Below are 25358 nucleotides of genomic sequence, written 5' to 3'. Positions count from 1 at the left end.
GAACCGCGAAGGCCCCCGCCGTACCCAGACCCACCGGCGCCACCTCCGCGCCCGCGGCACCAGGCACCGCGACCACACACCCGAACCCCACCAAGACGGCAAGAACCCCCACCGACCAGGAACGGACGCCGTGTCGTCGCACGACACGAGAATTTTTGCTGTTCGTCACCAAATAATCCTTTTCTTTTGACATTTGTCACATCGGCACATTATTGATAATGCGCCGCAGCCTCCGATCTTATTAATTGCCATCTTCGTTCCCGTTGTTCGACATGCCGGAGACTCGACTCCTCATATCATTTATCAACATAAATAGAATTACATGCGTCATCGATGGACATGGCACCTCTTTCGGCAGGGCCGATTTCCGGGGTCTCCCCTCGAAAACGGCGCGGCCGTGTGACGAAACGCCTCGCCTCCGGTCCGGCCGCAGGTCGGCGACGTGCCGCGTCCCACGCCGTCATCCCGTCCTCCCGTCCTCCCGGGGACGGCATGCGGAATCCCCGGGACCGCGCACCGGCGGCGACCGCCCGGAAACGCCGAGAATCCCAGGCCGGTGAACCGGCCTGGGATTCTCGTCCAGGAAAGAGCGGAAGACCTCGCGGCCCCGGCGGCCTATCTGCCGTAGACCTCCAGCTCCCACAGGGAATAGCCGTACGGGGTCGCCCGCTGGGTGCCGTACACCCGCACGTAGCGGGCGCTGGTCGCGGTGAAGCTCACGTCGTCCACGCCGCCGTCACCGGCGGTCGTGGCGTGCGCCTGCGTCCAGGTCGTGCCGTTGGCCGAGGTCTCGATCCGGTACGCCCTGCCGTAGGCGGCCTCCCACTGCAGCCTCACCCGGCTGACCTGCCTGGCCGTGCCCAGGTCCACCGAGATCCACTGCGGGTCCGAGAACGCCGACGACCAGCGGGTGCCGCCGTTGCCGTCCACCGCGTTGCTCCCGACGAACGCCCCGTTCTCCGTGGAGGAGGTCGTGACCGGACGCCCGGACGACAGCAGCACGACACCCGGGCTCGGCGTGGGAGTGGGCGTCGGGGTGGGCGTCGGGTTCGGGGTGGTCCCGCAGTCGCCCGAGACGACCCCGGCCGCGTAGCGGAGCCCGCCGTACAGGTGCGCCCGGAAGTTCGGCTCGGTGTAGGAGGCGATGGTGTGGCCGAGGCCGGTGTACCAGGACCGGCCGCCCTGGTAGGCCTTGCACCAGGAGATCGGGTGGTCGGCCCCCATCGACCCGCCGGAGTAGGTCGACTCGTCCAGCGTGGCGAGCACGTGGGCGGTGGAGCGGGGGTTGGTGCGGTAGTTGTACAGCTCGTCGGTGCGCACCCAGTTCGCCGGGAGGTGGGCCGTCGAGGGGTGCGTGCGGTCCTCCACCTTCACGGTCACCTGCTGGATGGCGGGGTGGGAGGCGAAGTAGGCGCCGACGAGGCCGCCGTAGAAGGGCCAGTCGTACTCGGTGTCGGCCGCGGCGTGGACGCCCACGTATCCGCCACCGCCCGCGATGTAGGACTGGAACGCGGTCTGCTGCGTGGCGTTGAGCACGTCGCCGGTGGTCAGCAGGAAGACGACCGCCCGGTACTGGGCCAGGTTGGCCGTGGTGAAGGCGCCGGCGTCCTCGGTGGCGTCGACGGTGAAGCCGTTCTCGGTCGCCAGCCCGCGCAGCGCGGTGATGCCCGCGGGGATGGCGTCGTGCCGGAATCCGGCCGTCTTGGAGAAGACCAGAACCTTGTATGCCGGATCGGCTGCCAGGGCCGGAGCACCCAGACCGATCATGACGACGAACAACGCGGTGACAACCGCGATGATGTTACGCACCGTAGACCTCCATTTCCCAGAGGGAGTAGCCGTACGCGGTCGCGCGCTGGGTGCCGTACACCCGCACGTATCTGGCACTGGTCGCGGTGAAGGTCACGTCGTCCACGCCGCCGTCACCGGCGGTCGTCGCGTGCACCTGCGTCCAGGTCGTGCCGTTTGTCGAGGTCTCGATCCGGTACGCCGTACCGTAGGCGGCCTCCCACTGCAGCCTCACCCGGTTCACCTGCCTGGCCGAACCCAGGTCCACCGAGATCCACTGCGGATCGGAGAACGCCGACGACCAGCGGGTGCCGAGGTTGCCGTCCACCGCGTTGGACCCCGCCGAAGCGGCGTTCTCCGTCGAGGACGCGGTGACCGGGCGCCCCGCCGACAGCAGCGTGCCGGTGGGCGGGCCCGTCCCGGTGGTCAGGGTGAAGTCGTCCACGTCGAACAGCGGGCCCGTCCCCCCGGCGAAGACCAGGAAGAGCCTGGTGGTTCCCGCCGGGGCGTTCGTCAGGGTGGCGGAGACGTCGACGAACGTCTCCCACCCGCCGGTCGGTGCCACGGTGGCGGTGCCCAGCAGGGTCCCGGTCGCCGACCCCGCCCTGACCTGGATCGTCCCGCCGGCCCCGGCGGAGGAGACCCGGGCGGTGAGCCTGGTGGCGCCGCTCAGGACGTAGGGGTCGAAGGAGATCCAGTCGCCGTTCTCGATGCTGCCCACGGTCTTCGCCCCGTGCGCGGCCGGCTTGTCGTACTGGACCACCCCCTGGGAGGTGGTGTAGTGCTCGGCCTGCCGGTTCCTCGGCTGGGTGACGTGCTGGGTGTGGGTGGTGAGCGCGCCCGCGTCGGTGTACTCGGCGTCCCAGACCCCGAACAGGTTGGCGGCCCCGTCGTGCTCGCCGTTGCCGGGCGTCTGGATCGTGCCCGAGCAGCCGTTGGCGGTGGCCATCGGGTGCCCGTGGGTGTCGTGACCGAGGATGTAGGTCATCTTCACCTTCGCGCAGTCGATCGTCGTGTCCTCCGCGTCGGTCACCGTGATCCGGTACGGCACGGCGTCGCCGAAGCCGAACACCTGCCCGTTGAGCGGCAGGTCGATCCTCACGACGGGCGCGGTGTTGCCGACGTTGATCTCGACGTTGGCCGTCGCGGTGTTGCCGGTGCCGTCCCGCACGGTCAGCGTGACGATCCGCCTGCCGTCGGTGGTGTAGGTGTGGGTGGGGTTGGCCGCGGTGGAGGTGCCGCCGTCGCCGAACGCCCAGGAGTAGGTGAGCGCGTCGCCGTCCGGGTCGGAGCTGCCCGCCGAGGAGAACGCCACGGTCAGCGGCGCCTTCCCGGAGACCTTGTCGGAGGTCGCCTTGGCGATGGGCGCCCGCCCGCCGTCGCCGATGTGCTCGATGCGGTACAGCGCCGAGTCCTGGTTTCCGTTGAACCAGCCGGTGCCGTAGTCGAGCACGTAGAGGGCGCCGTCGGGGCCGAACGCCATGTCCATCACCAGCTTGCCCGACCAGGGGAAGGGCTGGATGGTGCCCCGGGTGCCGTTCGCGTTGACCTCGATGTCCTTGATCCACTGACGCTGGAGCTCACCGGCGAGGAAGTGCCCGTCGAGCGACTGCGGGAATTTGACCGGCGAGTTCAGCGCGGCGGAGTAGCGGTAGACGACGCCGCCCATCGGCGACTCGGCGCCGCAGCCGAACTCCGGAACCAGGGTGCAGCCGTCGTAGGTGATCCAGGCGGCCTTGGCCGCGGGCAGCTTGACCAGGCCGGTGTTCTTGCGCGAGGTGTTCTCCGGACCGCCCGCGCAGTCGTACTTCGCGCCGATCGTCGAGGTGTCGTAGTCGTAGCGGGCGTAGGTCTCGGCCGGGGTGTTGTCGCCGGTGCAGTACGGCCAGCCGTAGAAGCCGGGCCCGGTGATCCGGTTGAACTCGACCTGGCCGCCGGGCCCGCGGGGACCGGCGGTGCCGGCGTCGGGGCCGTAGTCGCCGAGGTAGACGACGCCGGTCGCCTTGTCGACGCTCATCCGGAACGGGTTGCGGAAGCCCATCGCGTAGATCTCCGGGCGGGTGTTCGCGGTGCCCGGGGCGAACATGTTCCCGGCCGGGATCGAGTACGACCCGTCGGCGTTCACCTTGATGCGGAGCACCTTGCCGCGCAGGTCGTTGGTGTTGGCCGCGCCGCGCTGCGCGTCGAGCGCGGGATTGCGGTTCGGCCTGTCGTCCAAGGGGGCGTAACCGTCGTTGAACCCGGGCTCGCTGTCGTCACCGGTGGTCAGGTAGAGGTTGCCCGCGGCGTCGAAGTCGATGTCGCCGCCGACGTGGCAGCAGGCGCCGCGACTCGCCCTCACCTCCAGGACGCTCTTCTCGCTCGCGAGGTCGAGAGTGCCGTCGGTGTTCAGCCTGAAGCGCGAGAGCCGGTTGACGCCGTCGAAACGCGCGAACTCCGCCGGGGTGCCGTCCGGCGGGGAGCCGTTCGGCGGCGTCGACAGCGGCGGCGCGTAGTAGAGGTAGACGAACCGGTTCGTGGCGAAGCCGGGGTCGACGCCGATGCCCTGCATGCCCTCCTCGTCGTTGAAGTAGACGGAGAGCTTGCCCGACACCTTGGTGTTCCCGGCGGCGTCGGTGATCCGGACCGTGCCGTCGCGGGCGGTGTGCAGGACGGAGCGGTCGGGCAGCACCGCCATCGTCATGGGCTCTCCCACTTCGGCGACCCCCTTGGCCAGCGTGACCTGCTGGAACTTGGCGGGGTCGACGGGCGGGGCGGCCGCGCTCGCCAAAGCCGCGCTGGTTGCCGTCGCGGTGGCCGGGAGCGGGTGCAGGAGGGCGGTGAGGGTGAGGAGAGCGGTCAGGGGTGGTAACCATCGGCGGAGCGAGGCCATGGGCGAGACTCCAGGTCTCTGTGGGGGGTGAAACCGGTGGTCAAGGTCTCGGGACGGGGGTTCGGGACCCCTGGCGGGGACACCGAGGAAAAAGCTGAGGGAGCGCTCTCCCAACCCGAGATTGCTCTTGCTCGACAATCCTTGTCAAGGGGCTGTTTAACCTGACGGAAACAGCCCGCACACGATGGGCGTACACCGGCGCGTTTCAGGGAACGTTCCCTGAGGGCCTTTTGTACCGTGCCAGGCGCCGCTGACCTGGCCGAATCGGGATCCCTTAGAGGAAGCGCTTTCCCGGTTTCGCCCGGCCTGCCGGCGGGCCGAGCGGGGGCCACCGTTGACAGGAAACGTGAACGCAATCACCCTTTGTCAGGGAGCGCTCTCTTCATGATCGCAAAAATCGTCGACGGTTACGCGCACGCCGCCCAGCCGTACGTCAAAATCGATCACGAACGACTGCCGGACATCGTTGTCCGGCGGATACACGCCCAGAACGGTATCGCCGAAATTGAGGGGCGGCGGCGTGGGCAGGACACGACTGTCACCCGCGGGTTCGACGAACGTGGCCGGAGAGTTTCCCGTTGGGGTCGAAACATTCAGGTGACAGTTCGCCAGACCGGAGGACTCGAAGCGCTCGGGCTGCAGGCATTCGACGACGGCCTGTTCCTGGCTCTTCGATGTCGAGGGTGAACGTCCCCCTCGACGTCGAAGCGCCCGAATACCTCCCATGGCCTGCGACGACACAGGACAATCACCTGGGTCCCACAGAATGCGAGGTGTTTCATCCAAAGACCCGACGGCCGGAGAATCAACCGAATCGCATTCCGAATAAAGCACATCAGTGGATATGGTGACGCACGCCGGTATCTACGGCAGAATCAGTGACCTGCCATGCGGCACGGCGAACAACATCGATCCCTGCGAGGTTTCATGGTTGTGGTGGCGGTTCCGAGCGCCTCCGGTCACGGGGTCATCAACATAGAGCTCGACGAATTCACGGCGAACGACCACGCCTCGATCTACGGCGACCAGACCCGAGGGGTACGGGAAAAGCCGTTGGAGATCGGCCGCCATCTGTTCAACGAGGCACTCCAGATGGTGGCGAACTGCGCCTACGAGGTGCGCGACCAGATCCAGGCCATGGAGGAGAAGGCGCGCCCCGACGAGTTCGAGATGCAACTCGCCGTGAAGGTCGACGGCAAGGTCGGCGCGAAGATCGTGGAGCTGAGCTCGGGGGCGCAGCTCATGGTGACGCTGCGCTGGAGGAAGCCCGCTCCATGACCAAGGTGCGGATTCTGCCCTACAGCCACGTCGTCGGACAGACCGACCTGCTCCGATGCCTGGAGCTGGCCTTCGTCGCACCGGGCATCGGCGGCGTGCTGATCAGCGGCGAGCGCGGTACGGCCAAGTCGACCACCGTGCGCTCCTTCAGCCTCATGGCCTACGGCGGGCTTCCGGTCACGCTGCCCATCAACGCCACTGAGGACCGCGTGCTGGGCGGCTGGAGCATCGACGCGCTGATGACGGGCAAGACCGAGTGGCAGGCAGGCCTGCTCGAAGCCGCCGACAAGCAGGGCCTTCTCTACATTGACGAGGTCAACCTCCTCGACGACCACCTGGTCAACATCATCCTGGACGTCACCTCGACCAACGTGCTCGTGGTCCACAGGGAAGGGCTCGACCGGCCGACGATCGCCGTCAAGTTCACCCTGGTCGGCACCATGAATCCGGAGGAGGGGTGGTTGCGCCCGCAGCTTCTCGACCGGTTCGGCCTGCTGGTGCCCGTGAGTGCCGAGACGACGGCCGAGCAGCGGCACGAGATCCTCCGCACGGTCCTGCGGTTCGAGGAGGAGATCACCAAGTCGAGTTCCCCGTGGCTGGAGAACGGCGCCAGGCAGGATCGGGAGATAAGGAAGCGGCTCGACCAGGCCAGGGCGAGGGTCGACGAGGTTGAGATGCCGGACGAGATCCTCGGCCTCTGTTCCCGGATCTCGGCGACGTTCGAGGTGGCCGGACACCGCGGTGAGAAGGTGATGGCACTGGCCGCCAGAGCGCGAGCGGCGCTGGAAGGACGTGACACCGTCACGCCCGACGACGTCCGCGCGGTCGCCGAGTTCGCCCTCGCGCATCGCCTGCCCGAGGCGGTGTACGGCGAGTCGATCACATGGACCGCCAAGGAGCGAGACCAGCTGGACACGATCATCTTGGGGTGACCATGGCCATGCCGACCGCGTCGCGTGTGAGGTACGTCCTGGCGTGCGCCGCGATCGATCCACGGCTTCGCGGGGTGCTCCTGTTCGACCTTGAGCCCGCCCTGCTGCTCGACATCGGGCAATGGCTCGGCTCGCTCCTCGGAAACCCCCACCCGTACGTGCTGGGAGCGTCGGCCGTCGCGGACAGCGCGTGGATCGGCCTGTCCTCCGGACCCACGTTCGGCGTCTCCCCCGGGCCACTGGTCGACAGGTCCGGCGGTCCCCCTCTCACCGTCCTCGTCTCCGATCTCGCGAAGCTCTCGCTCACCGGGCAGCGGGCCGCGCTCACCCTCCTGGACGCCGACGTGGCCCACCTGGAGCGCGAAGGGCTCGGCGTGACCTGGGCGCCACGAAGCCGGTGGGTGGCCGTCTGCGCCCGCGCCGACATCGGCCGGGTCCCGCCACATCTGCTCGACCGCTTCCCCCTGCGCGTCGACGCCTCGGGACTCTCCGCGGATCTGAAACCTCCGTCGGAGAATCTGGAACCTCCGTCGGAGAAGTGGCGTCACGCGCTCGCCGCCGGCCGGCTCGCGACCGTACCCGACGAGGTGGCGAGAGGGGTCATCGGCCGTACCGCGAGAGGCATGGCCGGTGCGCGCCGAGACCTCGCCCTCGCCAGGATCGGCCGAGCGCTGGCGACCCTCGACAACCGTACGCGGACCACGAACGCCGACATCGAGCGAGCGGCGTCGCTCCTGCGTCTCCCCCCACCACGCGACCGGGGTCACGGCGACGGCTCCGGTCCCGACGGCGCCCACGGGGGGCACGGGGGGCACGGTCTCGCGGGGGGCGGAAGGGCCGAAAGGCTCGGCGAGAAGGAGTCGTCCTCGCCCGAACAGGCGGACAGGTTCGACGTCGTGCCCCCGCCTCCCGCGGAACCACTCCCTCCGACCCCCACCCCTCCCGCCGACCTCGGCGGCCCCTACCCCGAGGACGACATCGAGCCGGAACGGGACCCGGGGTCGCTTCGCTCCCAGACGACGCGGCACTCCTCGTCACGGCCGAGCCACGGCAGGTCCATCGGGTCACGACCCGGCGCCTTCGGCGACCTGGCGATCGTCGCCACCATCCTCGGCGCCGCTCCCCTGCAGGCCAGGCGGTGCGATGATCACTATTCGCGTCCCCCGCACCCCCTGCACCTGATCCCGCCGGATCTGAGGGTCCATCGCCGCGGCGCCGACCCGGCCAGGCTCCTCGTTCTCGTCCTCGACCACACGTGCAGGGCGGGCTGGAACTGGCTCGACGCCCTCGCCCCCTACCTGCAGTGGGCCTATACCGGCAGGGCCGGCGTCTGTGTGATCGAGGTCGGCGCCGCGGGCGTCGCCAACGAACTCCGCGCCCAGCGGTTCAGCGCGTCCAGCCTGCTCGACCCGCGGGTCGTACGGGCCCTGGAACGACCCGTCGGCCGCTGCACCCCGCTCGCGCACGGACTCGACCTGGCCGTCGAGACACTACGCCACCGGCTCCACCTGGGAAAGGTGCCCGCCGACGACGTACTGCTCGTCATCGTCACCGACGGGCGCGGCAACATCCCGTTGCGCGCGAGCGCGACGGGCGAGCTGCCCGACCGCGTCGGCAGGGAGGGCGTGGAGGACGCGCTCGCGATGGCACGAGAGCTGAGCAGGATGAAACGGATCCATGCCGTCGTCCTCGATCCCGGGCCCCGGCCGGGCGCCGCCCTGACCCGCGCGCTGGCCGAGGCCTGCGGCGCCCGGCTTCAGCAGGGCGGTGAGCCCCGGTGACCGGCATGCCGAACGGGCTGCGCAGGGCACTGCTCAACGGCGGGCGTCCCTTCAACCCGCACGCCGCAGGACCGACGCGTGCGCGGACCCCCTCGATGGGGAATCCCGAGGCGGCGGGGGCGCGGGTTCCGCCGGTCGGTGACCCCGGGGCGGAGGTTTCCACGGCCACCGCCCTTCCCCCCGCCCCCGTCGACCCCACCGCCGGTCTGCCCCCCAGGACCGCCCGCCTGAACGTGTGGCGGGAGAGCGGCACCGGCAGGGAGAGTTACGGGCTCGCGGGGATCTGCTGCTGCGGCATCGCACTCACCTACCAGAGGCAGCCGCAGCAGGTGAGGCCTCCCAGGCTCACCCTGGGAGACCTCATCCACGGCGGCAAGGGAGGAGAGTCTCCGGCCAAGACGTTCCTGCGCCTCCGGAGCTGGTCCAAGGACGCCGGCGAGGGTCTCAAGAACTTCATCTCCGCGATCCGCCGGGCGCACGGCGACGACGTCCGTATGATCATCGAGGATTTCACGGGCTACGACCTCCCTTGGGAGTTGCTGCGGCACCGCGACAGGGGCCTGGCCGGTGAGTGGCTGGGCGCGCTGTTCCCGATCGCCCGCTCGGTGGGGACACCGCCCGCCCCGGTGACCGACTGCGCCGGCGAGATCCTCGCCTACGTCGCTCCCGACATGTCCGGCGACCGTGCCCTGCTGGATCGGTTCCGGACGACCACCACAGACGTCACCCTCAAGGGCCTGCTGAAACTCCTGGACACCGAGGGCGACCCCGTCTCGCTGGTCTACGTGGCCTGCCACGGAAGATACGGGAACACCGGCGACCCCTCCTCGGGAGCCGAGATCAAACTCATCGAGGGCTCCATCGACTCCAAGCAGGGCATCAGCCTCCGCGAGGTCCACGCGCACGATCTCCTCCGCCTGGAACGGACCGGCGGGCTTGTCTTCCTCAACGCCTGCCACTCCGCCAGGGAGAGGGTCGACCCCGACCTCGACAACACCGTCCTGCGTAGCTTCGCCAGGGTCTTCCTCGACGCGGGGGCCTCCGGGTTCATCGGGACCATGGGATATGTCGGCCTGGAGCACGGGTACGACCTGGCGAAGAACCTGCTCGACGCACTCTCCGAGAACCCGCGGACGCCCGTGGCCGTGGCCCTGCGCGACTATCGGAGAAGGATCTCGGCCTCGATCGTGGACATCCCCGGTGAGAACGAGGACGAGGCCGCCGCGAAACTGCTCCCGTTCTTCTACGCCTTCATGTACGCGTACTTCGGAAGCCCGGAGACCACCCTGAGGCCGACGCCACGCGGGGAGACCCGGTGAGCCCGCCCACCATCCAGCTGGAGCCGCTGGTCAGCTGGCCCCGAACCATGACGGTGGGCCAGGAGTATCTGGTCACGGTGGATCTCAGGCTCGCGCGGCCCGGCGACGAGTGGCCGTACAGGGAGGAGGAGTTCGCCTTCGGCTGCATGCTCGACGGCGGGGAGCGGATCGCCGTCGAGTCGGTGGACGACGTCTCGGTGATCCTTCACCGGTTCGGTGGCACGTACGGACCCGCCAGGTTCGTCGTGACCGCGCGAGGAGAAACCGGGGACCACGAGCTCCGGCTCAGCCTCAGTACCCAGAGGGGTGCCACCGTCAGGACCGACACCCTGCCCGTGCGCATCACCGCGCTCGCGTCCGATGAGGAGGATCGCCGGGTCGACCGCCAGGCGATATCCGGGGGTCCCGGGCCGGGGACCCCGTCGAGGCGGGAGAGGACCTGGGTCGCCGCGATCCATCGGGGAGACGATCCGAGGCCGGTGGGCGCCGGAGTCCTCGTCGGCGAGAACCGCCTGCTGACCTGCGCCCACGTCGTCGCCACCGGCCACCGGTCCACGGACCGGTTGTGGGTGACCTTCCCCTGGTCGAACACGCCGACGCGCCGACACGGCGCCCTGGTGGTCTCGGTGGCGGGGACCTCGGACGCGGTGTCGGAGACGTCTCCGGGCGACCCCGCGTTCCTGATGCTCGCGGATCCCCCTTCACCGGAGGTGGTCGCGGCGCCCCTGCGTCTGGAGGAGGTGGACGACCTGGTGGGGCGGCGGTGGCTGGTGGAGGGGCCGGCCGACGCCGAGGGCCGGAGTGTGATCGTCAGGGGGGTGATGGACCCCGCTCCCGCTCACGGGTGCGTCACGCTCACCACCGACCCCGGTCATCGGCTGGATCCCGGCCTCAGCGGCGCCGCGGTGTGGTCGCCGGGCTACGGAGCCGTCATCGGAATGGTCACGAACGTCGGCGGGCCGGGCGGCGGTGTGGCGATCACGATACGGGAGGTGAACGCGTTGTTTCCCGGACAGCTGCCCGAGGCGCCAGGAGGAAGGCCGGGCGGCCAGGGCTGGGAGAACGGCCCGAACCGCGGGGGACGCCTCGCCGACGTACGGGAACCCGTCGTGTCGTACCCCGATGTCGGTGTCCCGCCGCTCGTCGACGCCGATTTCCTGGACGAAGTCGCCAACTACCTGGACGAAGACGCCGACCTGCTGGACGAAACGGCCGGGCGGCCCGCCCCCGTCCTGCGGGAGCGGGCAGACGTGATCTTCGCCATCGAGATGTCCGGGGGGCACGAGGCGGTCCAGCGACGCAGGCAGCTGGCCTCGAACACCATCGAGCAACTGGCGGTCACCTACCCCGGCGAGGTGAACGTCGCGGTCATCGGCTACACCTACCACGACTACAAGCGTCGCGGCGACGGACGCCGGCCAGTGGTCACCGGCTCCTGGCTGGAACCCGCGGAGGACGCCCTGGCGTCACTGGCGGGTCTGGAGTCGACGTCGTCGGTCTTCCCCGGGGCGGCTCCTCTGGAGGACGCGCTGCATTACATCGATCAGCGCCTCCCCCTCGGTGAGCAGGACCGGCCCGTCGTCCTGCTGGTGATCGCGAGGCAACCGCCCCACCCGGCCAGGGCGAGCCGAGACGCCGCGCTTCCGTGTCCGAACCGCTACGACCATCGGAAGCTGACCGATCGGCTCGCCGAGCGCGGGGTGCGTCTCATGGCCGTCACCGACGACGTACCCCGCCGGGTGTCCCCGCAGCTGCGAAGGATCGGCGCCGACCACTCCGTGGAACTGCGGCGGGCCGACCCCGCCGCCCTCGTGGACGCGATGGCCATACGGCATGGCACGCCCGCAGGAAGACCCACGCGCAGGATCACCACCGATCCCGACCCGGCACCCGAAACCGGACAAATCGTGCGCCGCATCGGGCTGCTGGGCGCCACGGGCAGCGGCAAGTCGGCCTTTCTCGGCGCGCTCAACGTGGCGGTCCTGCGCCAGAACTCCGGCCTGTCGGTGCTGGGCGCCGACAGCGCGTCGGCCGCTCGGCTCGTCGAACTCACCGACATCCTCGTACGGGAACACAGGCTCCCCCCGGCGAGCGCCGACCTGGACGACATTGAGGTGACGATCCGGGCACGTCGGCTGTCCCGGGGCTTTTGGGGGATGGGACGCCGTGAGACCGGCGTCGTCCTCCATCTCGGCTCCATGGCCACCTCCGGCACGCCGCGCGAGAGCATGGCACGATGGCTGGCCGCCTGCGACGATCTGATCTATCTCTTCGATCCCCTCCGCGAATCGAGGTGGGACGACGCCTCCCGCTTCTTCCTGAGTACGCTGCCACGGCTCGGCCTGCCTCTCGACGAGGCCGGCCGCCTGCCGCACCGTCTCGCGGTCTGCGTGACCAAGTTCGACGACTTCAAGGTGCTGGAGACGGCGAAGCGGCTGAGGTTGCTCACGACCGACCCCGAGGATCCCTTCGGGTTTCCCCGGGTCGCCGACGAGGACGCCCAGGAGTTGTTCAGGAAGCTGTGCGGGTGGTCGGCCGACGGATCGGGCGTGTTGCCGAACGTCCTGGAGCGCCTGTTCCACGAGCACCGGACCAGATACTTCGTGACCTCGTCGATCGGCTTCTACATCGACCCGAGGGAGCGGCTTTTCACCATGGACGATTACCAGAACCTGATTCCGGTCACCTCCGGGCCCGCGGGTGGCCAACCGGCGCCCTCCTCGGAATCCGGCACCGCCCCCGGCCGCGAGGTCCGGATACGCGGCGAAGTGCACCCGATCGACGTGGAGAAGCCCTTCCTGTGGCTCGCACAGCCGTGAGACAGACCGGTCCGGGTCCTTCCTTCCCTGATCCGGGACCGGAGGCGTTCGCGGTAGGCGACCCCGAGACGGCGCGGGAGTGTGCTGCTCCTTTGGGATGTCGTCGCTAGAACTGGAACTTCTCGAAGGTCTTTGACGTGATGCCCCCCTGGTCGAGGAGCTCGCGGAAGACGAGCTGCGCGAGCAGCCGGCGGGCGGGGACGTCACACAGCAGTGCGAGCGCGGCGAGCCGCGGCACCGGCAACACCTCGGTATGAGAGGTGAATGCCTCCCGCAACTCGACGGAGTCGATGGATGAGCCGTAGTCGGCCACCAGCAGGACGAGGCATTTCTCGAACCGGCTGTCCGCGTCGGTCCCGTCGAGCCGCTCGATCGCGGCCCTGAGGCGTGCGCGCCCCCGCAACGCCGTGCCGATGCCGGCCCGCTGGGAGGGTTTGGCGCAGCGGGTGGCGAGTTCCGAGCACACCAGCCGCACGATGGAGGTGTCGATCGGCTCCCGCTCCCCCGCCTCGACCAGTTTCTCGACGGACAGCGACGCGAGGGCCGGCGCGGACCGGCGCGGGTCGAGGCGGCCGGCGAGCCTCACCGTGACGGCCGGGTCGGCGGCCGGCATCCGGGCCATCGCGGTCAGAAGCCGTGCGGGAACCGGATCCACGTCCTTGAGAATCTGCTCAAGCCCGTCCACGGTGAGCTTGGGCCCGTAGGCCACGCTCAGCACCAGGTCGTAGAGATGCTCCTGAACCGTCGGAGCGAGGACGGGACTCCTGGCCAGGAGGCGGCGGTCGCTCACGATGTTGCGACGGCGACGCACGCCGCCGTTCACGGCCGCCGAATCCCGCAGCGCGTCGAGCCGGGACAGGTGACCGGGGACGAGGCCGGCCTGCCCCTGCTCGATGCTGTCGGCGCAGGCGATCAGCAGGTCGTCGATCGACGTGTGGGAGGGCTCGCCACCGGACTCGACGATCGGCAGGACGGCCTCCAGGGTCTCCGTGGAGAACTTCCTCTGCCCGGTGTCGCGGGCGAACCGCGCGATCAGCCCGGCGAGCCCCTTCTCCATCCTGCTCGTCAGCAGCTCGTGGTAGCGGTGGGCGACGACGCGGCTTTCCGGAATGCTCACCTCCTGCCTCCAGGTGATGGTGAGCGCGTTCTCCGAGGGGTGGTCGGCGAAGAACAGCCTGTTGCGGTGGCCGGCCGCAAGGGGAGCCCAGGTCGAGGCGATCAGCTTGGTCCTGAAACCGTACGGGAGCAGCGCGGCCACCGTGTCCAGGAACCGGATCCGGTCGAGCAGCGACGCTCCGCCGCCTTCGACGACGCAGACCCGTTCCCCCGCGAGCAGGAGGGCCGCCGCGCCCATGACGGTCTGGTCCACGGCCTCGGCGGTGGCCTCGGCGTCCAGTGCCGGGGGATCGACGACGAGCACACCGCCGTCGGACGGCGGTTTTTGATCGTCCAGCGCCTGGTAGAGCCGCTCGTAGGAGACGGGGCCCAAGGCGGCCTGCGCGTAGGGCACGCAGAAGCAGCGGGTGACCGCTATCTCCCTGCCCAGCCCGTCAAATGTGCCGGACCACTCCTGGACGGCCAGGAAGATGTGCGCGTCATCGGCGGCTCCGGCCCTGGCGATCGTCACCTGGGGAAGCTGCCTGGGGGTCGTCATCGCGTATCGCTCGACGAGTTCGGAGAAGCCTGAGCGGGGAATCCGTCCCTGGCTGCAGGACAGAACCTCGGGCAGGCCCTTGCTTCCCGGGGGCATGCCCCACAGCGCCCACTCGACGTTTATCGGCATGACCGGCCTCCCACTCAGGGACCCGGGATGAGCATGAAGAACTCCACCAGCGCGATGAACGCGAGCACGATGATCACGCCGTAGAGGGTGAGGACGGGCACGGGACGCTCGGTCCTGTTGCCCCGGCGCCCGTGTCCGAACCACCGCCTCCACTTCTTCCTCGGCGGACCGGCGGCGATCAGGTGGCTCACACCGGACTCGGATTCGAGCAGCCGCCTCTCGACCCCTTCGAAGATCTCGCGGTCGAGCCCCGAATCGCGCACGAGGTTGATGGCGGACTTCTTCAGCGCCTCCCCCGCGCCCCCACCGAACAGGAACACCGCGGCGGCGAGCAGGGTCGGCGACTGCCCGGCCGGGGAGCGGATGACCTCCTCGAACTGCTTGTGGCCGAACTCCGGCCCGTAGGCCGCCCTCAGCAGGTCATAGAGCCGGTCGAACCGGGCTCGGTCTCCGGCCGGGTGAAGCCCGCTGATCGCGTCGGCGAGATAACCGTACTCGCGCAGGGCCTCGGCGATCTCCGGGTCCTCGGCATGGCCGCCGCCCCGGATGACGAGCTCGTCACAGGCGATCTCCACCACCCGCATGTCGTAGGGCTGCCGCGCGGCCACCGCGACCAGCTCCCTGGTCTGCAGTGGCCTGAGCATCTCCTCCCGCTCCTCCCTGCCCTGTTGGTACGCCGTCTTCATGGAGGCGACCGGATCGGGAGGGGATCTGCGGACCGTCGCCGTCGTCGACACCCTGGCCGGCGGGGCCACCTCCTGGGTGACCCCGTCCGTCCGCGGCGCGGACGTGGCCGCCGGACCGTATCCGGCCATCTGGATCACCGCGAGCAGGTAGGCCCGCAGTTCCTCGGGCAGTCCGTCCTTCGGCGGCAGCAGTCGGCGGTCCCTGATGATTTTCTGGTATCGAGCCCGCTCGTCGTCCGAGATCATCAGCCCGCGACTCGCGACAACGCCGTCCAGCCTGTCGAGAACACCCCTGATCTCGGCCGTCCCGCCGCGTTCGAGAATGTCGGCGCACTCGGTCAGCAACCCTTCCACCGGGTCCTGAGCGGGTGAGGGGGAGGGCGGGGGCATGAGCGCGAGTACGGGCGAGGGGTCGAACCCCCGCAGGAGGTCCAGCGCGCGGGCTCTGCCGTTCTTGCCGAACGTGAGCGGCTCGGTCCGCGAGGCGAGCCAGTCGAGCAGGCCGGCGTTCAGGTCCTGACGCGCCAGCAGGGTGAGGTAGCGGTAGGCGTCCTCCTCCTGATCAGGGATCTCCACCGGCTGCCCCCAGGCGACCGGATACGTCCCCACCGGGACGTGCTGGGTGAACGCGAGCCTGATCTTGTGGTCGGCGGTGCTGCTCGCCCAGGTCGACGCCGTCAGCCTCGCGCGCATGCCGTACGGGAGCAGCGCGGCCACCGTGTCGAGGAATCGCAGACGCTCGATCATCGGAACGGCCTCGCCACCCACGACGCAGACGGGCTGGCCGGTCATGAGCAGCGCGGCCGTGCACAGGGCCGTCCCGTCGATCCTCGCCGCGACCACGCCGGAGTCGAACGCGGGAACGGAGACCACGAGTTGCCTCTCCGTGGGCACCGGGAACGCCCCGAGAGCCTGATAGAGATCTTCGTAGGACACGGGGAAGGCGGGCTGGGTGATGTGGGCGTACGGCACGCAGAAGTAGCGGGTGCGGGCGATCCTGCGATGCCGTCTGTCCTCCTCGTCCGACCAGCTCTGGATGGCCAGGACCAGGCGCGCGTCATCTCCCTTGCCCACCCACGCGATCATGACCTGGGGCAGCTCCTCCGGGGTGCCGATCGTGTAGACCGTTCTGATGTCCTCGAAGTCGTCACGGCTGAGCAGCCCCTGGCTGCAGGCGAGGATCCTGTAGTCGTCACCGCTGCCGGGGAGCTTTCCCCCGACCGCCCATTCGAACGGCAGTCGCACCGTGCTCATCGGCCAGTCCTCCTGATCGGCTACGGCGCGGAAATCCGCTGCCCGAGCCAGAGCATCGGCTCCATCACGTTGATGGGACGCACTTCACCGCGTATCCGGATCTCGGTGTTGTATCGGGTCTCGAAGGCCGACTGACCGTCCACCGGCCGGAAAACCGTCGGAACAAGGTTCTGATAGTCGTCCATGTCGAAGAGTTTGTTCTTCGGACCGACGTAGAAACCAATCGACGAGGTAACAAAGTACCTAATTCGGTCTTCACGGAAAAATCGCCCAATAGCATTCAGGACCATATCTGCGTTTCCGCTGGCCGACACCCTGCACAGCTGCTGGAACAACTCTTTCGCGTCGTCGTTGGCCACCCGGGGAAACCCGAAGGGATCCTCGGGGTCGGTCGTGAGCAACCTCAGCCGCTTCGCCGTCTCCAGCACCTTGAAGTCGTCGAACTTGGTGATGCAGACCGCGAGATAGTGCGGCAGCTTGCCGTCCGTCACCGCGGATCCGGCGATCACCTGCTCGGCGAGCTGGGCGAGGGCCCCGTAGAAGTATTCGAACGCGTCGCCGTCCTCGTTCTCCCTGATGGGATCGAAGAGGAAGACGATGCCCCTGCTGTGCACCAGGTTGCGGAGCAGGTCCTGCTGTGAGGTGCCACCCCCTCGCTGGTTACTGAAGGCCCCACCGGGCGGGTCGAGGAGATTGATGCCGATCTTGAGGGCGCGGGCCGCCCTCGACCTGCGGAGCCAGCGTGCGCGCCGCTCGTGCCGCCCCACCAGGAACCAGTTGTAGTTGTCCAGGCCCTGCGTCGCCGGAGGGAACACCTTGTCCCGCGACAGCGCCGTGGTCTTCTCCGTCAGAAAGCTGGTGGACTGGGCATCCGCGCCCACGACGCTCCAGTCGCCCTCCTGGCGGAGCAGGGCGATGTTGAGCGCGGCGAGAAGCGTGGTCTTCCCGCTGCCCGGCGCACCCCACATCGCGATGTTCGGCAGCGAACGTCCGGATCCGAGGTCGGGAGCCGTGCGCTGCCCGCTCCACATGTTCGTCATGAAACCTCAATCAGGGGAAAGGGGATCGGTTGGTCCTGAGGCGCCGTCAGGCCGAGCTCGGCACCGAACTCGCGGATGTCCAGGGCGTCCAGCCAGGTCAGCGCGGTGGCACCCAGACGGGACCAGACGGGGTCGGTCTCTCCGACGTCTCGGTCGCAGATCGCCCCGAACGCCATGCCCGGATGCTGGGCGAGCCGGTACAGCAGCGCACGCCAGTCGTGCCGGTACGGGCAGGGCAGGATCGTCCCGTTCACCCTGGCCGGATGCGGCGGCCGATCGCCGACCGTGAGGAGCACCGTCCGCTCGGCATCTCCCTCACCGATCCGGCCGGCCACCACGGCGAGCATGTCCTCCAGCTGAGCACCGTGCGGATGGCCCTCCGGCGCCGGGTCGCGCTCCTCCAGGCGAGACAGCGAGGCGAGGGCCTGCCCGGGAGGGACCAGCCAGTCCGCGACCTCGACCTTCCCATCGGGAACCCTCCGGTCGTAGGAGTGCGCACCGTAGGCGACCAGCGACACCTGGAGGAACCCCGAGGGGTCGGCGGACATCTTCGTGATCATCTGGCGGATGCGGTCGAGCCGCCTCATGACGTCACCCGGAGCACCGCTGATCTCCACCGCGCAGATCAGGTGTCGCGAGCCGTCTCGGGTGTCGAGCCGGCGCGGCACCGCCTCGACCAGGTCGGCCCAGCTACGGTCGTCGTCCACCAGGCCCGGCAGGCCGAGGAAACGGACCCGGCCAGGTCTCTCCAGCTCGACCGTGAAATCGTGACGGCCGGGGACGAGCCTCGCCGACTGCACCGACAGCAGCAGCGGCCTCCGCCCCCAGGCCACCACCGCGAACGCGGTGCCCCTGTCGTCACCCGCCTCGCAGCGAGCGCTGACCTCGACGACCGCGCCGGGCCTGGCCCCGATGCCGAACAGCTGGTGGGCGGCGAGCTCGAGCCCGCCCGTCACCGCGCTCCGCTTCAGCACGACCAGCTCGTACGGACGGTCCAGCGGGTCGTTCCTGACGACCTCGCGCAGCAGCGCGTCGACCCGCACGTCCGCCTGGACGAAGGCCGTCGCCTCAGGACACGCCGCATGCAGCCAGGTCAGCGCCTGCCCGGCCAGCGGGCTGTCGGGGAAGGAGCAGACAAGGATCGGCGCGGCATCGGAGTGGACGCCCGCAGCGCGGATGACGGCCTCCTCTGTGGGGTCCTGCCGCGTGACGTCACGCCGCGCGGGATCCTGCCACGTGAGGTCATGTCCTACCGGATCCCGCCTCGCGGAATCCTGCCGCGTGACGTCACGCCGCGCGGGGTCGCGCCCGAGGTCGTCCCACCCGCGCTCACCCGGCAGAGAGGTCCACGGGATCACCGGGTTGAACCGGCAGCGCGGCCTGCCCAGGTCGTCGCGGCGCAGATCGAAGGTGGTGATGCCGTCGGCGGCCACCTCCACCACGGTCAGCCGCCCGGACTCGTCGAGCCCCGCGACCGCCCCGGCGAGGGCCTTGCGGAGCGGAACCTCACCCGGCTCGGTCACCTGCGGGCCTCCGTAACACGTCTAAAGAAGGGCATCGAGCAGTGTCGGCGCGACGGCTCCGCCCGCCCCCCGGAAACCCCCCGGCGAATTCCCGAACGCCTGCGGTGTAATTCTCTTTCTGTCCTTTGTCAAGGTCCTGACAGCCTCACAGTGATCATCTCCGGGACGTTCCACGGACTTGATTTCCCTGCGGTATAAGGAATCACACCTTACGGAATTATAATAGTGTCCCTGTCATGGCGACGCCCCGCGCTCATGATCTAAGGTTCATAACCGCTGGTTCGAGCGCCATTCGGAAGGGGAATAGATGAGGACACTCCTGATTACCCTGTCCGGCGCACGCCCAGAAATCTTGAAGCTCTGTCCGACCGAGCAGGGGAAATTCGAGGGCATCGGCGGAGCCGTGCTCACCACCAGCGTGCTGGCGGTCGTGTCGATGACCTTCGCCCTGAACTCCGCGCTCGACGTCCCCCTCCTCATCGCCATCCCCGCCAGCCTCGTCTGGGGCCTGGCCATCATGAGTCTCGACCGCTGGCTGGTCAGCACCATGCACGCCGACGGGTCGCGCCTCTGGAGGGTGGCCCTGCCGCGGATCCTCATGGCCCTGCTGCTCGGCATCGTCGTCTCCACCCCGCTGGTGCTGCAGATCTTCAAGTCCGAGATCGACGCGCAGATCGTCCAGATCAAACAGCAGCGCGCCAACGAATTCACCATGCGGCAGAGCGCGGGCAGCGTCGCCAAGGAGCTCGACCGCCTCCGCAAGGAGACGGCCGCTCTCCAGAACGTGATCACTTCGGAGGGCGACGTCCCGCTGGACCCCTCCAAGGACCCCAAGGTCAAGTCGCTGACCGCCGAGCGCGACACCCAGCAGAAGCAGGTCGAAAAGCTCTACGACGAGTGGCAGTGCCAGCTCTACGGCGGAAAGACGTGCCCGCGCAAGGGCAACGGCCCACTGGCTCAAGCCAGCGAGAGCACCTACAAGAAGGCCAAGAGCCGGGTCGACCTGCTCAACCGGCAGATCGAGGAGCGCAAGGCGGAGCTCACCGCCACGGACGAGAGCAGCAGGGCCGAGCGCCTCGCCCAGGCGAGGCAGGAACTGCCCAAGACCCAGGAGTTGCTCGACGCCGCCGTACGGCGCCAGAGCGACCTGCAGAACGCGTTCGACGCGGAGAACCGGGCCACCGACGGGCTGCTGATCCGGCTGCAGGCCCTCAACGAGGTGTCCGGCGAGGACGTCACCCTCAGGTTGACCCACCTCCTGCTGATCCTGCTGTTCCTGCTGATCGAGTGCCTGCCGGTCGCGGTCAAGCTGATGCAGAAGCCGGGTAACTACGAGAAGATCCTCAACCTCGCGGCGAAGCAGGAGTTCCGCGACGCGCGAGACAGCTACAGCTCCCAGTTCGGTTCCGCCGCCCCCTCGCCGGGTTCCGCGACGCGGCAGGACCCCGACGACGACTCCGCATCGATATGGGATATCTGGGAGGAGCCAGACCCGTTACGCGCCGCTCACAGGGAGCGGACCCCGGCCAGGCCGTCGAACACCGCGCGTATGCCGCGAAACCCGGACAGCGACCACTACTCCGGCGAGGACGACCTGCTGCGCGCGATGCCGAACACCCGGGTGTTCCGCGGATCCGACTCCGGCGACGGCCCTGCGGGCGAGCGTCCCGGCAGGATCGACCTGTTCCCCGATGACGACGACTGATCCTGCGTGACCCCCGAGACGAACGACCGCGTGGTCAACGGCCGCTACCGGCTCCTGTCCGTGATCGGCAGCGGCGGGATGGGCAACGTGTGGCTGGCCGAGGACGAGGTGCTCGGCCGCCGTGTCGCGCTCAAGGAGCTCGTCCTGTCCCCGAACGGAGAGCCCCTGTCCGTGCGCCGCCAACGCGTGCTGCGCGAGGCGCGGGCCGCGGCGCGGATCAGGCACCCCGGTATCGCCGAGGTCTACGACGTGTTCGTGGAGGACGACCTCTCCTGGATCGTGATGGCCTACGTCAAGGGCCACTCGCTCCAGGACCTGATCGAGCACGGCCCCCTCGACGAGCGCCGGATCGCCGAGATCGGCGGGCGGGTGCTGGCCGCGCTGACCGCCGCGCACCGGGCCGACGTGCTGCACCGTGACGTGAAGCCCGCCAACATCCTCCTCGGCGAGGAGGGCGAGGTGTTCCTCGTCGACTTCGGCATCGCCCACATCGTCGGCGAGAGCCGCCTCACCTCGCAGAACTCCTTCGCGGGCACCCTGGAGTACATGGCGCCCGAACGGATCAACGGCCTCCCTCCGGGACCGCCCGCCGACCTGTGGTCCCTGGGCGCCACCTTCTTCCACGCCCTGGAGGGACACTCCCCGTTCTTCCGCGGCAGCGTGCCGGCCACCATGAAGGCCATCACCTTCGACGACCCTCCTCCCCTCACCCGTACGGGGGCGCTGTCCGACGCGGTCGTCAGGCTGCTGCGCAAGGCCCCCGAGCGGCGGATGGACGCCCGGGAGCTCAAGGAGGTTCTCAGGTCGATCGTCGCCATCCCCCTGCCCCAGGCCTCACAGCACCGATCCGGGCCCGCCCCCTCGCCTCCCTCCCCCTCACCACACCGTCGCGAGGCCGCCTCCGCATCTCCCCCACCCGACCTCGCGTCCGCGTCCCCATCGCACCGTCGCGGGGCCGCCCCCTCACCTCCCTCTCCCCACCTCTCCCGCTCCCCCTCGCGCCGCCCCGCGCCCGGAGTCGCGGATCGCACGCCGGAGAGGTCCGTGGACCTCGGAGGGCTGGATCCGGCGGAAACCGCACGGGTTCTCGGCGCCATGGCGCCCTCACCCGCGGCGCGACTGCTCACCCGCCTTCCCACGGAGACCGTCCAGCGGGTGCTGATCCGGATGGAGCCGGACGTCGCGGCGGCGATCCTGCTGGAACTGCCCGTGGCGAGGGCCGCCTCGATCCTCGACGCGGCTCCTGCGAGAGCCGGCGGCGCCGTGCTGAACGTGATGGCGGCCAAGCCGCAGGAGGCCGCCGCGGTGCTGCGAGCGCTGGGGACAACCCGCGCGGGCCAGATACTGAGCCACGTCGACCCCCGGCGGGGCAGCGCGCTGCTGGGCGCCCTTCCCCCCGGCGAGGTCGCGAAGATCCTCGCGTGTACGGCCACCCGGACCACGGCCGGCATCGTCCGCGCCCTCTCCGCTAGCCCGCTCGCCGTCCGCCTGATCGAGACGATGCCGGTGAAAAGGGCGTGCAACGTGCTCGGTTACCTGCCCCCCGCCATCATCGCCGGACTGCTCGGATCCTCCTCCGACGGCCGCGCCGATCGCCTGCTCAGCGGGCTCGACGACGCCGTACGCGCTCAGGTCCTGCTCCACCTGCACCCGGCGAGAGAACAACGATCACGTGGGGAACGGGCTCGGCCAGAAAACCCGGGTGGGGGCCGGAAATGACCTCCTGGGGCCGGAAGACCCCGAGGGGGGCCGGAAATGACTGCGGGCACCTCCGCGATGCGGAAGGTGCCCAGGTCATCGGCTTCAGCCGGTGGTGCGCCGCCAGGGACTCGAACCCCGGACCCGCTGATTAAGAGTCAGCTGCTCTAACCAACTGAGCTAGCGGCGCTTGCAACGGAGGTAACTCTAGCAGCAGCTTCAGCGCGCTCGCACCCCGGTTGATCCCGGCCGGCTCCGGTCCGTCCTCTGGAGAAACCGGACCGGCCGGACGCCGTCCGGTCCTCCACAGACTCGGGGCCGGACAGTCCCCCAACTGTCCGGCCCCGGTCTCTTCGCGGGCTTTGCCGTCGTCTCCCCCAAGACTTCGGCGGCTCCGCTCAGGAACGCGATCCCCCTCGCGTTCTTATCCGGTGAAAAGTCTCTGCAACGCTCCCCCCGGGCTTCGCAGACCCCTCGACCTGCAACAACACTACCTAGCCAAATGTAACGGGCGCGTCATCCAAAGGTTGATTTTGCGCCTACACCCAACCTTGACCCGGTATCACCGAAGCGCCGTCAGCGGGTCACCCGGTGGGGACCGTCAGGGGAGTTCGAGGTCGATCTCCATGTTGTCCCGCAGAGCCCGGCTCACCGTGCAGTACTTCTCCTCGACGCGGTGGGCCACGGCGCGGAGGACCTCGGCGGCCTTCTCGTCCCCCTCGGGCAGCTCCACGTCGTAGGTGATCGTGATCGTCCCCAGCCTGGACGACTCGACCTTCTCCGCCTGGACGGTCATCGCCAGGCGGGTCATCCGATGGCCGCGCTGGGCCGTCAGCGGCTCCACGGTGACGATGTTGCAGCCGCCGAGCGCCGCGAGCAGCAGCTCGACCGGGGTGAACACCCCCTGCTCGTCACCGCCGCCCATGGCGACCTCGGCTCCGCGATCGTTGCGCGCCACGAACCCGTCGTCGGTCCGCTCCACTCTCACCTGTGCCATGGCGTTCCTCCCCTGAATCTGCGGATCACCCTACAGAGGCCCGCGAAGGGAGGAACGCCCGGGTGAGGGCCGGAACGAGGCCCGCCTCAGGCCTCTGGATGTTTGGACAGGTAATCGATGTAGAACGGCCGCAGCGCCTCGCCCAGTTCCCCGTGGCCCGAGGCCATCGCGTCGCTAAGCAGGGCCGAGACCCGGCTGAGGTCGTTGGTCGTCTGGTCCTCGTTCCCCGCGGACGCCTCCGCCGCGGGAATCAACGTGAGCAGCTCCCACAGGAAGCCGAGATCTCCGTGGTGCACGGCGTAGTGGACCGCGCGATCATGCAGTTCCTGGGCCGACAGCGACTCAAGCTCGTCCGTTTCCAACAGACCCACCCCCTCACGCCCCTTCTGCCCCGAGAATATGGCCATCATGCGCAATTGACGGTATGCACCGTCAGGGCACCAGCCGGACCAGCATCTTTCCGGTGTTGGCCCCGCGGAGCATGTCGATGAACGCCCGCGGGGCGTTCTCCAGGCCGTCGACCACGGTCTCGGTGAAGGTGATCTTGCCCTCGCGGAGCCAGGTACCCACCTCGGCGATCATGTCGGGCAGGCGCGCCTGGTGGTCGGACACGATGAATCCGCGCAGGGTGAGCCGCTTTCCCACGGTCAGGCCCATGTTTCTCGGGCCCGGGACCGGCTCGGTGGCGTTGTAGGAGGAGATCGAACCGCACATCGCGGCCCTGCCGTACGTCCTCAGCTCGTCGATGGCCGCCTCCAGGTGCTCGCCGCCGACGTTGTCGAAGTAGACGTCGATCCCTCCGGGGGCGGCCCTGGCGAGTTGCTCGCGGATTTCGCCGTCGCGGTAGTTGAAGGCGGCGTCGAAGCCGAGGTCGCGGATCAGGTGGGTCACCTTCTCCCGTGACCCGGCGCTGCCCACCACGCGCGAGGCGCCCTTCAGCCGGGCGATCTGCCCGGCCATGCTGCCCACCGCGCCCGCCGCGCCGGACACGAACACCGCCTCACCCTCCTTGAAGCGGGCGATGTCGAGCAGGCCCACGTACGCGGTGAGGCCGGTCATGCCCAGCGCGCCCAGGTAGGCGGAGAGCGGTACTCCGGGGATCTCCTCGACCTTGCGGGCCTCCTTCGCGTCGAGGACGGCGTACTCACGCCAGCCGTACCGGTGGGTGACGGTGTCTCCGGGCGCGAGGCCGGGCGCGCGTGACACGACGACCTCGCCGAGCGCGCCGCCGTCGAGGGGCTCGCCGACCTGGAAGGGCGGGATGTAGGACTTGCCCTCGTTCATGCGTCCCCGCATGTACGGGTCGACGCTCATGAAGAGGTTGCGGACGAGGATCTCCCCTTCGGCGGGGGCGGGCAGCTCGACCTCCACCGTCTCGAAGTTCTCCGGAGCCGGCCACCCCGAGGGCCGCGACGCGAGCCGGATCTCCCTGGAGACCGTACGTCCCTCCCCGCGCGGCGTACGGCCGGTGGTCCCCGTTCCCGGGTCGGGCCTTGTGCCCGGGGCGGGCCCCGTTCCCGGGTCGGGGCCGGGAGCGGGCCTGGGAGGGGGACCGGGCTTGGGCGGACCGGGCTTGGGCGGGGGGCCTGGCTTGGGGGGCGGGCCGGGCTTGGGGACGGAATGGGCCTCGGTTCCGGTTCCGGGCCCCGTCCTGGCTCCGGCGGACGGCTTCTCCGGTCGGCCGGTGAATGATCGGGCGTTGGACATGATGAGGTCCCCTCGGCGATTCGTGCTCCTCACCTGGGACTTTCCCACCCGGCGGCGTTTCTCCACGGCGGGGAGCGGCGCACCTGACATGATCTCGCCACTTTCATGACCGCATACGGTCACGGATGCGAAACTTTCCGCGGCAGCCGGGTCGGCTCACCGTCCCGGCGATCGCG

17 protein-coding genes and 1 tRNA gene are annotated in these 25358 nt (G+C 69.3%); 7 read left to right on the top strand and 11 right to left on the bottom strand.

Annotated elements, in window-relative coordinates; all coding sequences use genetic code 11:
* Nucleotides 1-615 precede the first annotated feature (615 nt).
* From ACTOQ1_RS35640 to ACTOQ1_RS35630, 3 genes are all read right to left on the bottom strand, one after another.
* Complete coding sequence (locus ACTOQ1_RS35640) at nucleotides 616-1809, bottom strand: ThuA domain-containing protein (protein ID WP_440072383.1); 1194 nt, start codon at nucleotides 1807-1809, stop codon at nucleotides 616-618.
* Nucleotides 1802-4660 (bottom strand): PQQ-dependent sugar dehydrogenase, encoded by a 2859-nt coding sequence (locus ACTOQ1_RS35635; protein ID WP_440072382.1) that lies wholly within the window; start codon nucleotides 4658-4660, stop codon nucleotides 1802-1804. Before ACTOQ1_RS35635 ends, ACTOQ1_RS35640 begins: the two co-directional genes overlap by 8 nt.
* A 366-nt stretch (nucleotides 4661-5026) precedes the next feature.
* Entirely contained in the window at nucleotides 5027-5401 is a 375-nt protein-coding gene (locus tag ACTOQ1_RS35630) for a hypothetical protein (protein ID WP_440072381.1), read from the bottom strand.
* 195 nt (nucleotides 5402-5596) lie between these two features.
* Here ACTOQ1_RS35630 and ACTOQ1_RS35625 point away from each other — a divergent pair, with 195 nt between their 5' ends.
* Genes ACTOQ1_RS35625 through ACTOQ1_RS35605 form a run of 5 tightly spaced genes read left to right on the top strand, consistent with a single transcriptional unit; the run spans nucleotide 5597 to nucleotide 12789 of the window.
* Entirely contained in the window at nucleotides 5597-5938 is a 342-nt protein-coding gene (locus ACTOQ1_RS35625) for a CU044_2847 family protein (RefSeq protein WP_440072380.1), read from the top strand.
* A complete protein-coding gene (locus ACTOQ1_RS35620; protein ID WP_440072379.1) occupies nucleotides 5935-6870 on the top strand; it encodes an ATP-binding protein in 936 nt (311 codons plus the stop codon). The genes ACTOQ1_RS35625 and ACTOQ1_RS35620 overlap by 4 nt, the downstream gene beginning before the upstream one ends.
* Nucleotides 6867-8651, top strand: a complete 1785-nt coding sequence (locus tag ACTOQ1_RS35615; protein ID WP_440072378.1) for a hypothetical protein — start codon at nucleotides 6867-6869, stop codon at nucleotides 8649-8651. Before ACTOQ1_RS35620 ends, ACTOQ1_RS35615 begins: the two co-directional genes overlap by 4 nt.
* A 5-nt stretch (nucleotides 8652-8656) precedes the next feature.
* On the top strand, nucleotides 8657-9970 hold the full coding sequence (locus ACTOQ1_RS35610) for a CHAT domain-containing protein (RefSeq protein ID WP_440072386.1): 1314 nt from the start codon (nucleotides 8657-8659) through the stop codon (nucleotides 9968-9970).
* The gene (locus ACTOQ1_RS35605; RefSeq protein WP_440072377.1) at nucleotides 9967-12789 is read left to right on the top strand and encodes a trypsin-like serine peptidase; all 2823 of its coding nucleotides are present in this window, start codon (nucleotides 9967-9969) and stop codon (nucleotides 12787-12789) included. Before ACTOQ1_RS35610 ends, ACTOQ1_RS35605 begins: the two co-directional genes overlap by 4 nt.
* Before the next feature lie 106 nt (nucleotides 12790-12895).
* Here the strand turns inward: ACTOQ1_RS35605 and ACTOQ1_RS35600 are convergent, their stop codons facing one another.
* Genes ACTOQ1_RS35600 through ACTOQ1_RS35585 form a run of 4 tightly spaced genes read right to left on the bottom strand, consistent with a single transcriptional unit; the run spans nucleotide 12896 to nucleotide 19075 of the window.
* A complete protein-coding gene (locus ACTOQ1_RS35600; RefSeq protein WP_440072376.1) occupies nucleotides 12896-14572 on the bottom strand; it encodes a hypothetical protein in 1677 nt (558 codons plus the stop codon).
* A gap of 14 nt (nucleotides 14573-14586) precedes the next feature.
* Entirely contained in the window at nucleotides 14587-16512 is a 1926-nt protein-coding gene (locus ACTOQ1_RS35595) for a hypothetical protein (RefSeq protein ID WP_440072375.1), read from the bottom strand.
* Nucleotides 16513-16532: 20 nt separating this feature from the next.
* Entirely contained in the window at nucleotides 16533-17543 is a 1011-nt protein-coding gene (locus ACTOQ1_RS35590; RefSeq protein ID WP_440072374.1) for a hypothetical protein, read from the bottom strand.
* A 5-nt stretch (nucleotides 17544-17548) separates the two neighbouring features.
* Nucleotides 17549-19075 carry a hypothetical protein gene (locus ACTOQ1_RS35585; RefSeq protein WP_440072373.1) on the bottom strand — a complete coding sequence of 509 codons (1527 nt, stop codon included), beginning with the start codon at nucleotides 19073-19075 and terminating at the stop codon, nucleotides 17549-17551.
* A gap of 307 nt (nucleotides 19076-19382) precedes the next feature.
* Here ACTOQ1_RS35585 and ACTOQ1_RS35580 point away from each other — a divergent pair, with 307 nt between their 5' ends.
* Nucleotides 19383-20780: a DUF4407 domain-containing protein gene (locus tag ACTOQ1_RS35580; RefSeq protein WP_440072372.1), complete on the top strand. Its 1398-nt coding sequence runs from the start codon at nucleotides 19383-19385 to the stop codon at nucleotides 20778-20780.
* Between the two features lie 6 nt (nucleotides 20781-20786).
* Nucleotides 20787-22499, top strand: a complete 1713-nt coding sequence (locus tag ACTOQ1_RS35575) for a protein kinase domain-containing protein (RefSeq protein ID WP_440072371.1) — start codon at nucleotides 20787-20789, stop codon at nucleotides 22497-22499.
* A 92-nt stretch (nucleotides 22500-22591) separates the two neighbouring features.
* Here the strand turns inward: ACTOQ1_RS35575 and ACTOQ1_RS35570 are convergent.
* The 4 genes from ACTOQ1_RS35570 to ACTOQ1_RS35555 all read right to left on the bottom strand — a co-directional run bounded on the left by ACTOQ1_RS35570 (nucleotide 22592) and on the right by ACTOQ1_RS35555 (nucleotide 24900).
* Nucleotides 22592-22668 (bottom strand) — tRNA-Lys (locus ACTOQ1_RS35570).
* Nucleotides 22669-23079: 411 nt separating this feature from the next.
* Nucleotides 23080-23475, bottom strand: a complete 396-nt coding sequence (locus tag ACTOQ1_RS35565; RefSeq protein WP_362841513.1) for an OsmC family protein — start codon at nucleotides 23473-23475, stop codon at nucleotides 23080-23082.
* An 86-nt stretch (nucleotides 23476-23561) separates the two neighbouring features.
* Nucleotides 23562-23846 (bottom strand): hypothetical protein, encoded by a 285-nt coding sequence (locus tag ACTOQ1_RS35560; protein ID WP_440072370.1) that lies wholly within the window; start codon nucleotides 23844-23846, stop codon nucleotides 23562-23564.
* A 61-nt stretch (nucleotides 23847-23907) separates the two neighbouring features.
* Nucleotides 23908-24900: an NADP-dependent oxidoreductase gene (locus tag ACTOQ1_RS35555; protein ID WP_440072385.1), complete on the bottom strand. Its 993-nt coding sequence runs from the start codon at nucleotides 24898-24900 to the stop codon at nucleotides 23908-23910.
* Nucleotides 24901-25358 lie beyond the last annotated feature (458 nt).

The organism is Streptosporangium sp. OZ121 (assembly GCF_051918885.1).
GTDB lineage: Bacteria > Actinomycetota > Actinomycetes > Streptosporangiales > Streptosporangiaceae > Streptosporangium.
The sequence above is the reverse complement of the archived record's forward strand: the minus strand, read 5'-3'. Positions and strand labels throughout refer to the sequence as shown.